Origin of the sequence: Cellvibrio polysaccharolyticus (assembly GCF_015182315.1) — a bacterium.
Lineage (GTDB): Bacteria > Pseudomonadota > Gammaproteobacteria > Pseudomonadales > Cellvibrionaceae > Cellvibrio > Cellvibrio polysaccharolyticus.
Genome location: NZ_PRDL01000001.1, coordinates 3,290,243 through 3,303,137, shown reverse-complemented (window position 1 = coordinate 3,303,137; position 12,895 = coordinate 3,290,243). Strand labels below are relative to the sequence as shown.

Here is a 12,895-nt window from a genome sequence, read left to right as displayed (position 1 = left end):
TGTTAAAAATATTCCGGATGTTCTTTGGGAATAACCTGCAACACGTTGTAAACGTCTTTCATGTGCACACCCATGGCTTTGGCGGCTTTTTCCGGTGAGCCGGCTTTAATAGCCTTGATGATCGCGGTGTGCTGGGTGATAAGCCGCTTGTATTGTCCGGTCATATGCAAGCTGAGTTTACGCACCCGATCCATATGCGCTTTTTCAGCTTCAATCAGCGTTGCGACGCGCGAGTAGCTGGTGAAATTTGCCAGGGTATTATGAAACTCGTCGTCCAGACGTTGAAACGCATGCGGGTCGTCGTCATTGGCGGCCACGTTTTGCTCGGCAATCATTTTTTCGCCAATCTGCACAATTTCCGGCGTTACGTTTTCGGCCAGGTGCATCACCACCGCAACTTCCAGCGCTTCACGAATAAACCGCGCTTCAAGAATTTTTTCTACGCTGAAACGGGATACATAAGTACCCCGCTGCGGCAACACTTCCACAAAGCCGATATTGGCCAGCTGAATCAGCGCTTCGCGCACCGGCGTGCGGCTAACACCAAATTGTTCGGCCAGCGCCGTTTCAGAAATCATCTGTCCGGGCAGCAACTCCATGCTGACAATCGCATCGCGTATAAAGGCATAAATCTGACTGGCAACGGGGCGATCAAACGACAAGCCGCGATTTTCAGATCCGGATTTCATTGAAATACTAACGGGTCGTTTGGCCAAGGTTATATCCTCTCTGCAGTGTTCCCGCCTGCGGCGTAACACCAGGTTAACAGCAAAAAATCAACTGCCGGCGCAAGGCCGGCAGGCTATCAGGCGTTGGTATTGTCGCCCGCCGCCAAACATTCCATAAAGCGCACAAATAGCGGTTGGTAATCGGCTTCGCTGACGCCACCAATAGCGATCCACTCGAATACAAGAGCTTCCAGTGCGGCATCCTGTTTACCAAATGCCTGTTGCAGCTGGCTGATCTGGTAGCTCATACGGCGTTGCTTGTCGCTTTCCGGTGTTGGTAAACCGGCGGCAATTTCGGCACGAATAGTCAGGGTTTGCAGCAGGGTGGTATTTTCTTCGCGAAGGCCAGCATTGAGTTGTGCGGCGCGATCAAAACGCTGTTGCAACACCGGCAGTGTACCTGCCGGCAAGCTCGGCGCTGATGCCAGCTTATCGGACAGCGCACCAGCCAGCGAATCTTGCAGATTGCCATCCAGCAAACCGTTTTCGTAACGCAAAACATCGTTGGCCAGGGCGAATAAATCCTGCCAGCTTTGAATTTCTGCCTGGTTACGCTCGGCACGGATACGATCACGAATCGTGTCAGCCGCCTGGTAAAAAGCCTGGGTGAGGGATTTTTGCTGATCGCGTGGCAGCTCGTTCAGTGCTTTGAATGCCTGCTTGATGGCTTCAACGCGATCTTTGCTTTGCAGCAGTGTTTCATAATCCTGTGTTGCCAGCGTTTGCAGTTCTTCCGTCAGGGCAGTGGCTTGTTGTGCCTGCTGCTGTCTGAAAGCTTGTTGTTCGTTGTGTTCACCGGCACGGCGGGCAAATACCGCATCGCAATGCTGGCGGAAGTTATGCCAAAGTTGCTGGTCTTCACGCGGGTAACTTTTACCAATATTTTTCCAGCGCGCTTGCAGTTGTTTAATGCCTTCAATCGCTTCAGCTAAATTGTCTTGTTGCGTTAATGCTTCGGCGCTGGCAATCAATTCCTGCTTGAGTTGTTTGTTGGCCTGGTAATACTGTTTCAGCTTGTTGTAAACCTGATCCATTAATTGATCAAAGGCTTCCTGCAAGGCTTCCGCCGCTTTGCGCGGTACCGGCCAGTAACCTTGCCATTCCTGACGGGCAACTTTCAGGGTATGTTCAACGTCTTTCCACACCGCATTGTCCCAATCGTATTGGTCAATGTAAGTTTGCAGCGTGGCAGTCAGTGCGCGACGTTTTTCCAGATTGGCTTCACGCTCGCGGGTTTGCTCGTCAAAAAATTCTTTACAAGGTGCAAAGGCCACTTGTGAGGCTTGCTGGAATTGTTCCCACAAGGTTTCATCGGCTTGCTGCACACCTTTACTCAGGCTGCGCCATTCATCTTGTAAATCGTGAATACGGGTGGCGAGATCATTGGGCGCAAGGGTGCTGGTGGCCAGCGCTTGCATTTGTGTAATCAGGGCTTCTTTTTTCGGCGTAACCGCAAACTCATGCCAATCGGCGAGACGATGGATGGCCTGATCCAGATCGGTAAGTTTGTTGCTGATGGATTGCGGCACTGAGGATAAAACGGCCGTTTTTTCCTGCACTTCTTTATGAATGCCACGCGCCTTGCGCACCATACCTTGTTCGGCGGCGCGCAAACCGCGGCGCACCAGGTCTTCAATGCTGCGCAGGTTTTCTTTTACCTGACGATTCAGTTCGGACTCACGCTGGCGTAGCAACTGTAGCTGTTCCTGAACAGATTGCAACGCAGCGGGTAAGGTTTGCTGGTGAAATTCACGCGCGCCGCCAATCAATGTGTTGGCGAACTGGCGGGTTTCAGTGGAAAGGTTCTCACCGGCCTCGGCCAGGGTTTGCTGCAATTGCACCAGCGTACCGTGACGGGAAAATTGCTCCAGCAAATTCAAGGCGTAATGGCGGGCGCGTTCCAGCACTTGCTGTACTTCAGTAGCAGAGCCGGTACGTGACGCGGCAAGCCTTGCTGCCTGTTGCAGATCATTCAGTTTTTGACGGAATTGATTGGCGAGGTCTTCGGTGAGCGCCGGGGTGTTTTCCAGTTCGCTTACCAGCGCCAGCGCTTCGCTGCGGGCACTGCGGGAAAAGTCTTCAGCTTGTTGATCCAGCGCTTGCTGTTCTTCTTCACGGGCAATAATTTCTGCACGCTTTTCAATTTGCTGGCGACAGCCGGCCAGGGCATGTTGGTAGCGTTCGGTCAATGCCGGGGAGGCTTCAGCCGCGAGGCCATTCCATTCGCTTTCCAGTAATTCAACACGGGCTTTGTACAGCGAATCGGCTTCTACGCGAGACAGTTTTTCCAGTTTTTCGCACAGGGTGCCAACCTGTTGCTGAACCAGCGCAAGGCGGGCATCGTCTGCTTTGAAAACATCCAGTTTGCTTTTGGCAATTTTATAAACGTTTTTGTCTTTGCTTTGCACGCGCTTGCAAAGTTGTTCCAGTTCATCGCGGGTTTCCAGGCGGTTGGCGGCGGCTTGGCGCAATTGACTGCTGGCACCGTCGCTGGCCAGTTGCAGCAAGGCTGCCGGGTCGGTGACGGAAACAAGAAATTGTTGCTGTGCCGTGGGTGCGTAGCTGATCAGATGGATAATGTCATCGGCACCGCTTGCTTGCGCTTGTAATTGCGCGAGGCTGAGGCTGCCATCTTCGAGTAATTGACCGATGCGCTTGCGCGCCGCCGACTGAATTTTTCCACTCGGGTTTTTTGCCAGCTCAACCAGCTCGCTGCTGAAGGGTAAGCGGGCAATCGCCCCTTCGCGTTGCGAGTCGCTTGACTCGGTGCGGGCAATGTTGAGTAATTGCTCCGGTGATTGCTGTTCCAGCGGTGTTACCGGCGGCGTTGCCGTGCGGACTGGTTTGGCAGCAGGCTTGGGAGAAAACAGGCGGCGGAGAAAGTTCATGGCAGATACCGGATAGCTGTTATGGAATGGTTCCTTGTAAAACAACAGGGGTTTCGGTCCGTAGACAGAAACCCCGGCGCAAACATCAGTCAATCAGGCCGTACTGGTCGCGCAGGATATCAATAATTTCCTGGCGAGGATTGTCCGACAAGGTTATCGCATGGCCGGCAACTTTTTCGGCAATGGTTAAATAGGTTTTGGACACTCGCTGCAGTACATCAACCGGTAATGCATTATCACGCGCCAGCGCTTCGCGCTCTGGCATACGATCCTTGTTGAGTAGGATGTCCGGATCCGGGAAGTAGTTCAACAACTCCTGGCGAAACTCTTCTTTGGAGCGCTCAACAATCTCGCCCCGGCGCCAGGCTTCGCCGTCCCATATGCGGGAAGAGTCCGGTGTACCGACTTCGTCCATATAAATCAGTTTTTCCTGGCCATCGCGATCGGTGACGTAGCCAAACTCGAATTTGGTATCCACGAAAATCTGATCAATTTTAGCCAGCTCATCGCTGATCAGTTTAAAGCCGTCTTTTAACAGCACTTCGTAGCGGTCAATATCGGCCGGGGTGCTGAAACCGAAGGCGGCGTAGTTGTCTTCAATATTCTTGCGGGTGATGTTCACGTCGTCCGCTTCCGGCACACCGGGAATACCTTTCAAAATGCCCTTGGTGGACGGGGTCATCAGCAGTTCGGGCAGTTTTTGATCTTTCTGCAAACCGTCGGGCAGGGTGATGCCACAGAACTCGCGCTCGCCTTTGCTGTAGGCGCGCCACATGGAGCCGGTGATGTATTGGCGGCAGATGGCTTCAATTTTGATGGCGCGGGCTTTTTGTACGATCCAGACAAAGGGGTGTGGAATTTCCAGAATGTGGCTGTCAGCCAGGCCTTGTTCGCGGAAGCATTGGAACCAGTGGTTGGAGATGGTGTTGAGCGCTGCGCCTTTGCCCGGTACGCCGTTGAGGCCGCCTTCGGCGTGCCAGATGCAGTCAAACGCAGAGATGCGGTCACTGATGACCATGATGGCCAGTGGTGCGTCAGCAGGTACGTTGTAGCCACGTTCAGCGATCAAGCGGCGGCTGTCTTCTGCGGTTAACCAGTAAACGGAGCGAACCTTGCCGCTGTGAACCGGTTTGTCGGTTCGGATGGGGAGGTCATTGTTGACAGCTAGTACTTGGTTGGCAAGGCTCATGGGGTGCGTTTTCCACAATATCCGGGTTACAGGAACAAAGGCCGAATCATACCAGATCCACTGCTTGCTGCTAATCCACCTCGGGAGTGATGCTTGTTAGTGAGCGATGGCCGATACAATGCCAGTTTGTCGAGGAGCGGATTTTGAACAAGGTGCCTTCTGTCCGTTTGGCCTCCGGCAGTTTGTTCCAAAAACGCATGAATACAGTCCTTGTAGCTCCGGCGAGTCATCCCTGACTCGACGGTTTTGGAACAAACTGCCGGAGGCCAAACTCGCATTGTGCCGATCTGGGCGTGGTCGGGGTACTTAAAAAAACAGAGATATGCGACTTTTTAAAAAGCTACCACCTGATATCCCCGGTTTGATTTTCTGTGTCGGTGCCCACTCAGGGTGAGCTTGCCGTCCGGGTAGTGCTTTCAAAACCTTGCAAGCCATGGATGGCTTGCGGGAGCCACACGGACGTGTTTATGCGTTTTTGAAAGTGCTACCCGGACGGAAAGCGGCTGGCGAAGTGCAATCCTTCTGACCAGCCAATTTCCAGCCAGATATTTATTTACTCAAAATAATGCTGATACTCTTTCGGAATCCCTGTAATTTGCTTCAACTTGATATCCCGGAAAAACGCTTCTCCAGCTTCACTCTGCAACAAAATTGCGCCTTTGGTGAGAGGAACCACCTCTCCATCTTCTTTGGTATAACGTGAATTACTCAGCGCCATCACCACTTCGCCATTAACGATATGCAAGCTCTTGTCGCCGTAAGTAATCAACTCAACGGTATTCCAGGAGCCTTTCGGGTTTTCCATATCGTGGCTGCGCAGGCAGGTTATGCCCGCACCACCCGGGCCGAAACTGATGGGCTCAATCTCGGGATTAAAAATATGCACTTCTTCGCCTTCCGGCTTTTCACACGCGATATCAATTTGTGAACCGGCAATTTGCCACCAGTCACCGGTGCTGCCTTCCATAATTTGCAGCTCCTGGGAGAGTGCCCAGGCTTTCCAGTAATCGATACCGTGTTCGCCAATCGCGTGGTAGAGGATGCCGGTGTCCAGCTCCAGATCCAGCCGCGGTTTCCACTTTTTGGTGCCCCATTTGTACTGGGCTTTCAGGTGGTAGTTGCTGTATTCGGCTTTGGTGTAAACGCTGCCGTAAATCTCGCCGGTAATATGCAGCACCGGTTGGCCGTCTACGTCAGACACGGAAAATACGTTGAGCTCGTCTTTATTGTGGCCAATCGGGCGGGTGTAGTTGCCGTCAGCGTCTTTTGGCAGATCGCTGATCGGGGTTTCCGGGTTGGGGGTGCCGAGGTAGGTGTTCCACTGGCTGAGTTCCAGATCCAGTAAAGGTTTCCATTCTTCTGCTTGTACCAGTGCAGGCGTTACCGCCAGCGCGCAGAGGGAGAGAGGTAGTGCCGATAAAAATTGTCGCATGGTGAAGTCCGTTAAGTCGTTGTTATGTTCCCGGAGGTGCGCCCCGGTGTTATGTGATCCTGCAGCTACAGGCGCAGGTGGTCACAACATAAAGTCAAACTGACGGAAAGTATCGTTAAGAAGTGCAAAAGAAGGGCGGGGTGTGCGGTGGGTTTTGCTGGCGGTGGTGCAGGTTTGCGACCACCGCCGTGTGCCATTGTTTACTGTGGGTTGCCGGTTTGCAGCTGCGCCAGCAAAATTTGTAGCGGATGTGGCAATTGGGCGTCATCCAGACGTTTTACCTGGCTGCGGCAGGAATAGCCGGTGGCGGTCAGTTTGCCTTCATTGGCGGGATTGTTGACCACTTTTTCCCATGACAGGGCATAGATTTTTTTCGAGGTTTCCACGTTGGCCGTTTCGTGGCCGTAGGTGCCTGCCATACCGCAGCAGCCGGTTTCGATGACTTGCAGTGTTTGCCCGAGTGTGGCGAATACGGTTTGCCAATCTTTAATGGAAGCCACCGCGTTGGTTTTTTCGGTGCAGTGTGCCAGCAGGGAAAACTCGCCGCTACCAAACAGCGCTTTGTGTTCTTCCAGGCGGGTTTTCTGCCCGGCGAGGAATTCCTGAATCAATTGAACTTTCGGCGCCTGCGCACCCAGTACCTTTTTATATTCGGCGCGGTAGGTGAGTGTCATGGCCGGTTCAAGACCGATCAGCGGAATGCCGGACGAGGCCAAACCATTCAACAGCATGGCGTTACGGTCAGCGGTTTTACTAAACGCTTTGAGGAAGCCGTGCACTTGCAAGGGTTTGCCGTTGGGTTTGAACGGCGCAATCAACGGAATAAAACCGAGCTTTTGCAGTAGTGCCAGTGAGTCGAGTACAAAAGACGTTTCAAAATAACTGGTGAACGCGTCTTGCACCACAATTACCGCGCGTTCTTTTTGCTCGTCAGACAGTTGCGCAATATTTTCCAGACTGGCGTAACGAATACCCATTTTGGCGGTAGCTTTGTCCAGCAAAACACCGGACAGTTTCGGGCTGTCGACCATGCCGATAAAGCGCGCCATAAAACGCTGCATAAATTTCGGTTTGATCATGGCGTTGTACAGCCAGGGCACTCGCGCCAGCGCCGGCATCATAAATTCGAGGCCGCCAATAAAATAATCTTTCAGCGGGCGCAAATAGCGGCCGTAGTAAAGCTCGAGAAATTTGCTGCGAAATTCCGGTACATCGACTTTGATCGGGCATTGCCCCACGCAGGATTTACAGGCAAGGCAGCCGGCCATGGCTTCGTGCACTTCGTGCGAGAAGTCATAATCGCCACGACGTTTTTGCAGCGTGTTTTTAATACGGCCGGGCAGGGTGCCGATAAAACTGCTTTGTTTTACCGCAACACTTTCTGCCAGCGGATTGACACCGCGATCACTCAGTTGCTTTAACCATTCGCGCATTAATGAAGCGCGGCCTTTGGGCGAGTGAACGCGCTCGCGGGTGCCTTTCCAGGACGGACACATGGCATCGTTCGGGTTCCAGCTGTAGCACAGGCCGTTACCGTTACAGTGCATGCCTTCGCTGTGCGCTTCCCACACCTGGGTTGGAATTTTGCGATCGTATTGGCCGCGTGTGGCCACTTCATCAATTTTCAGCAGCGCCAGGTCGGCGGACGGAGTGGCAATTTTGCCCGGGTTTAACTGGTTGCGCGGGTCGAAAGCGGCTTTGATGCGTTGCAGTTGCGGGTAGAGCTCGCCAAAAAATTTCGGTGCGTATTCCGAGCGTACGCCCTTGCCATGCTCGCCCCACAACAAACCGTGGTATTTGTGGGTGAGTGCCGCCACGGCATCGGTAATGGTGCGGATCAGTTTTTCCTGCGCCGGGTCTTTCATATCCAGCGCCGGGCGTACGTGTAATACGCCGGCATCGACGTGACCAAACATACCGTAAGCGAGTTTATGCTCATCCAGCAATTGGCGGAATTCGAGAATATAGTCGGCGAGGTTTTCCGGCGGTACGGCGGTGTCTTCTACAAACGGCAGCGGGCGCGCTTCGCCGTCGACGTTGCCCAGCAAACCAACGGCTTTTTTACGCATGCCCCAGATTTTGCCAACCGCATCATTGCCCCACACGGTGGTGTAGCCGATACGGCCTGAGCCATCATTAGCCGAGGTGGCGTTGAGCATGTCGGTAAGATTTTTTACGGCGTCTTGCAGCGCCGCTTCATCATCACCGGTGTATTCCACCAGGTTGATGCCTTGAATTTTTTCGCCGCTTTCCGGCGCCGGGAAAAAGTCGGCAACGCTGTGCCAGACGATGTCATTCATCGCCAGGTTTAATACTTTGGAGTCTACGGTTTCGATGGAGGTCGGGTTGGCCTTCATGAGTTCGGTAGCGTCACGCAGGGCGGCGTTAAAATCGCGGTAATTTACATTCACCAATACCGCATGTTTGGGAATGCTCAGCAAATTCAATTTGGCTTCGGTAATAAAACCGAGCGTGCCTTCGCTACCGCACAAAATATTGTTGAGATTAAAACGGCCTTCTTCATCGCGGATGTGCGCCAGGTCATAACCGGTGAGGCAGCGATTCAGTTTCGGAAATTTTTCATCAATCAACGCGCCGTGTTCGTCGGCAATGCTGTTCACCAGGCGGTGAATTTCACCAATGCGATCGGTGCGCTGGCAATAGGCCGCCAGGGTTTCGTCAGAAATTGCTGAGGAATGCAACTCGCTGCCATCCAGCAACACCGTGTGCAATTCGAGTACATGGTTGCGGGTTTTACCATAACGACAGGAGCCCTGACCGGAGGCATCGGTATTGATCATGCCGCCGATAGTGGCGCGGTTGCTGGTGGAGAGTTCCGGTGCGAAAAACAAACCATAAGGTTTGATCGCTGCGTTCAACTGGTCTTTCACCACGCCGCACTGCACACGCACCCATTTTTCGTCGGTATTGATTTCAAGAATCTGATTCATGTACCGCGAGGTATCAATTACCAGACCGTCGGTGAGTGATTGGCCGTTGGTACCGGTGCCGCCGCCACGTGGGCTGAGCACGATGCTTTTAAAGGCATCGGTCTGCCCAAGGCGGGTAATTTTAATCAGATCACCGGTATTGCGCGGGTAAATAACACCCTGCGGCAAGACCTGATAAATCGAGTTGTCGGTGGCCAGTACCGTGCGGTTGGCATAATCCGGGCTCAGATCACCCTCAAATTCCTGTTGGCGCAAGGCATCAATAAATGCCAGATAAAGAGCCTGAACGGCGGAGGTTTGTGAAATGGCTGGGATCATAGTTCGGATATACCACGAGGAACGATAACGGAGATTTACAGGGGGCGCATTCTACTGGAACTCCAGGTAAAAATCAGTGCATTCGATGGCGTGCCGGGGCTGATTTATCAAGCCGGTATTTAACCGGCCAATACAAAGCAGATCATCATCCGTTTTTTTGCCGGGCTCAGCCACCAACGGTCAGACCGGCAATATTCCATGCGCTGCGATTTAAAAACTTTGACGAGCAATAACGTGCGCGGCAAGCAGACACCAAATGAGAATGACACTCAAAAAACTGACGGCAAATGACAACATTCTATGCACCACATTGTTATAAGTGATGTGGATAAACGCGTGTACGGCACGTGAGGCAACAAAAATCCATCCCAGCAGCACCATGGTGGCGGGCTGAAAATTCCAGACAAAAGCCAGCAGGCAGGCCACGTAAAACAACAAAGGCACTTCAAATAAGTTACTGAAATGATTCGCAGTTGCAATAACGTCGGGCGGTGGGCTTTGTTCGCCACGGTTCAGGCGAAAGTACCCGATAGACACCTGTTTATTTTTAACGGCGCGGAAGCGTTTGATCATCAGCACGATCGCAACCAGAAGGGTCAGCAAAACCATGGCAAACATGGGGTAAAACATAGAGCGTCTCCGTGCAGGGCAAATGAAGGTGAGCAAATGCTCTGCCACTCAGTGTAGCAGCGCCCGGGTATCCGGCGAGCTGGCCGCGGAGGCGGCGGATGAAGGCGGTTTACTGCGGCTGGCAGCTGGCGGGAAAAAAGCACTGTTTTCTGGTGTTTAGCACACTATAATGTCGGGCTTTTGTGTCTGGAGCAGGTTTTACCAACGGCCGCATGCCATCGAAAAGGTCTGGTTAGCCCGGACCGAGCAAGGTGCGCAAGGTTTTCGGCCAGCTTTGCAGCGTTCAGACAGGTTTCAGCCCCGGATTCTATCAACAGGACTCATTCATGATTATCAAGCCCAAAGTACGTGGTTTTATTTGCACCAACGCCCACCCGCAAGGCTGCGCTGCCAATGTGCAGGAGCAAATTGCTTTCACCAAAGCCAAGGGCGACATTGCAGACGCACCTAAAAAAGTACTGGTACTGGGCTGTTCTACCGGTTTTGGCCTGGCGTCGCGTATTACGGCCGCTTTTGGTGGCGGCGCAGATACTCTGGGCGTGTGCTTTGAAAAAGAGCCTACCGATACCAAAACCGCTTCTGCGGGTTACTACAATACCTCGGCTTTTCACGATGCGGCCAAAGCGGCCGGTTTGTACGCTGAAACCATCAATGGCGATGCGTTCTCCAACGCCTGCAAAGACAAGGTTATCGAAACCCTGAAAAACGGCATCGGCAAAGTTGATCTGGTCATCTACAGCCTGGCATCACCTCGCCGCACCGACCCGGAAACCGGCGACGTTTATTCCTCGGTGCTCAAGCCTATCGGCAAAACCTACACCTCCAAAAACCTGAACACCGATACGCTGAAAATTTCCGATGTATCTATCGAACCGGCTTCGGACGAAGAAATCGCCAACACCGTAAAAGTGATGGGCGGCGAAGATTGGGAGCTGTGGATTGATGCATTAAAATCTGCCGGCCTGTTGGCAGACAACTTCCAAACCGTGGCCTATACCTACCTGGGCGACAAGCTGACCTGGCCAATTTATGGCAAAGCGACCATTGGTAAAGCCAAAGAAGACCTCGACCGAGCAGCCCGCGAGCTGAGTGCCAAACACGGTGGTAAAGCCCGTGTTGCGGTATTGAAAGCGGTCGTAACCCAGGCCAGCTCGGCGATTCCTGTTATGCCTTTGTACCTGGCGATTCTGTTCAAGGTAATGAAAGCGCAGGGCACCCACGAAGGTTGTATCGAGCAAATTCAGCGCCTGTTTACCGAGTGTTTGTATTCCAACGCACCGCGTCTGGATGCTGATAACCGCTACCGCGTAGACGAGCTTGAGCTGGACCCTTCAGTACAAACCCAGGTGGAAGCGATTTGGGATCAGGTAACCGAAGAGAATCTGTTCGAGCTGACCGATTTTGAAGGTTACAAGGCTGAGTTCCTGCGCCTGTTCGGTTTCGGTATTGATGGCGTAGATTACGACGCCGAAACCAGCCCGCTGGTTGCTACCAATTTTTGATTGTCTTTTGACGCCAGGCTCCAGATCCGCACAATGTGAGTTTTGCGTCAGGATGTTTCTTCCAAAACTGTCGAGTCAGGGATGACTCGTCAGAGCTACAGGGAACGTATTCATGCGTTTTTGGAAGAAACATCCTGATGACAAACGGACAGAACGGCACCTGCCACATAACAAAATGGCTCCTTTCGCGGAGCCATTTTGTTATGTACAGAAATCACGACATCAAAGTTTAACCGCCAGGAAATTTCATGATTGTAGTGCGTCATTTCATCGGCTTGCTGACCAGCCTGTTATTCCTGGTGCTGACGCTGGTCGCTTTCGTACCGCTATTGCCGCTGGCGCTGGTAAAGCGGCTGCTGCCCTTTGCCTGGTGTCAAAAGCACTGCAACCGCGCGCTCGACTGGATTGCCAGCACCTGGATATCGGCCAACACCCTGCATCAGCGCTGGCTGGCCGGTACCCAAATAGAAGTAACCGGTGATGTAAAATTCAGCCGCCAGGAATGGTATTTAATGGCGGCCAACCATGAATCCTGGGTGGATATTCTGGTTATTTTGCGGGTTTTCAACCGCCGCATTCCCTACGTGAAATTCTTCCTGAAAAAATCGCTGATCTGGGTGCCGTTTTTGGGTATCGCCTGGTGGGCGCTGGACTTTCCATTTATGCGCCGCTACAGCAAAGCCGAGCTGGAGCGTAACCCGGCGCTGAAAGGCAAAGACATCGAAGAAACCCGCCGCGCCTGCGAAATGTACCGCCACAACCCGGTGACCATTATCAACTTCCTGGAAGGCACGCGCTTTACCGAGGAAAAACACCGCCAGCAAAAGTCACCCTACCGGAATTTGCTGATTCCCAAGGCGGGTGGCATGGCTTTCGCGCTGGCGGCGATGGACGGGCAATTGCACAAATTACTGGATGTAACGATTTTTTACCCGGATGGCGCTCCCACTTACTGGCAATATGCCAGTGGCCTGGTGCCGCGCATCCTGGTGGATGTTCGTGAATATCGCATTCCCGCCGATATGATTGGTGACTACGCCAACGACGCCGCCTTTCGCCAGCGTTTTCAAGCCTGGGTTAACACCCTCTGGCAAGCCAAGGACGAGCGTTTGCAGCGGCTTAAAGAGATGGCCCAGGGGAATTGCCAGGGCAATTAATGGGAACGAAGTTATCTTCGTAACCTCCAACTCCCTGAGGCGCCGACCATTGACCGGCGTCGTAGCTTGACAGGCATGGCCGGGTGTTAATCCTGGCTGT

The 12,895-nt window shown here is 52.9% G+C and carries 8 protein-coding genes; 2 read left to right on the top strand and 6 right to left on the bottom strand.

Annotation, left to right across the window (positions count from 1 at the left end; translation table 11 throughout):
- Positions 1 to 2: 2 nt before the first annotated feature.
- From C4F51_RS13945 to C4F51_RS13920, 6 genes are all read right to left on the bottom strand, one after another.
- The gene (locus C4F51_RS13945; RefSeq protein ID WP_235992339.1) at positions 3 to 716 is read right to left on the bottom strand and encodes a GntR family transcriptional regulator; all 714 of its coding nucleotides are present in this window, start codon (positions 714 to 716) and stop codon (positions 3 to 5) included.
- 89 nt (positions 717 to 805) lie between these two features.
- A complete protein-coding gene (locus C4F51_RS13940; RefSeq protein WP_193910785.1) occupies positions 806 to 3,616 on the bottom strand; it encodes a DUF349 domain-containing protein in 2,811 nt (936 codons plus the stop codon).
- Positions 3,617 to 3,701: 85 nt separating this feature from the next.
- A complete protein-coding gene (locus C4F51_RS13935) occupies positions 3,702 to 4,805 on the bottom strand; it encodes a phosphoribosylaminoimidazolesuccinocarboxamide synthase (protein ID WP_193910783.1) in 1,104 nt (367 codons plus the stop codon).
- 553 nt (positions 4,806 to 5,358) lie between these two features.
- A complete protein-coding gene (locus C4F51_RS13930) occupies positions 5,359 to 6,237 on the bottom strand; it encodes a 3-keto-disaccharide hydrolase (protein WP_193910781.1) in 879 nt (292 codons plus the stop codon).
- Positions 6,238 to 6,437: 200 nt separating this feature from the next.
- Positions 6,438 to 9,506, bottom strand: coding sequence for a D-2-hydroxyglutarate dehydrogenase YdiJ (gene ydiJ / locus C4F51_RS13925; protein ID WP_193910779.1), 3,069 nt, complete (start codon positions 9,504 to 9,506; stop codon positions 6,438 to 6,440).
- 210 nt (positions 9,507 to 9,716) lie between these two features.
- Positions 9,717 to 10,136 (bottom strand): MAPEG family protein, encoded by a 420-nt coding sequence (locus tag C4F51_RS13920; RefSeq protein ID WP_193910777.1) that lies wholly within the window; start codon positions 10,134 to 10,136, stop codon positions 9,717 to 9,719.
- Positions 10,137 to 10,462: 326 nt separating this feature from the next.
- Between C4F51_RS13920 and fabV the strand changes: the two genes are divergently transcribed.
- Positions 10,463 to 11,638 (top strand): enoyl-ACP reductase FabV, encoded by a 1,176-nt coding sequence (fabV, locus tag C4F51_RS13915; protein ID WP_193910775.1) that lies wholly within the window; start codon positions 10,463 to 10,465, stop codon positions 11,636 to 11,638.
- Between the two features lie 248 nt (positions 11,639 to 11,886).
- Positions 11,887 to 12,795, top strand: coding sequence for an acyltransferase (locus tag C4F51_RS13910; RefSeq protein ID WP_193910773.1), 909 nt, complete (start codon positions 11,887 to 11,889; stop codon positions 12,793 to 12,795).
- The last annotated feature ends 100 nt before the right edge of the window (positions 12,796 to 12,895 follow it).

Bases quoted from the DNA above. Each gene is read 5' to 3' on its own strand.
- ydiJ (WP_193910779.1), bottom strand. From the start codon at position 9,506: ATGATCCCAGCCATTTCACAAACCTCCGCCGTTCAGGCTCTTTATCTG.
- C4F51_RS13940 (WP_193910785.1), bottom strand. From the start codon at position 3,616: ATGAACTTTCTCCGCCGCCTGTTTTCTCCCAAGCCTGCTGCCAAACCA.
- C4F51_RS13930 (WP_193910781.1), bottom strand. From the start codon at position 6,237: ATGCGACAATTTTTATCGGCACTACCTCTCTCCCTCTGCGCGCTGGCG.
- C4F51_RS13920 (WP_193910777.1), bottom strand. From the start codon at position 10,136: ATGTTTTACCCCATGTTTGCCATGGTTTTGCTGACCCTTCTGGTTGCG.
- C4F51_RS13910 (WP_193910773.1), top strand. From the start codon at position 11,887: ATGATTGTAGTGCGTCATTTCATCGGCTTGCTGACCAGCCTGTTATTC.
- C4F51_RS13935 (WP_193910783.1), bottom strand. From the start codon at position 4,805: ATGAGCCTTGCCAACCAAGTACTAGCTGTCAACAATGACCTCCCCATC.
- fabV (WP_193910775.1), top strand. From the start codon at position 10,463: ATGATTATCAAGCCCAAAGTACGTGGTTTTATTTGCACCAACGCCCAC.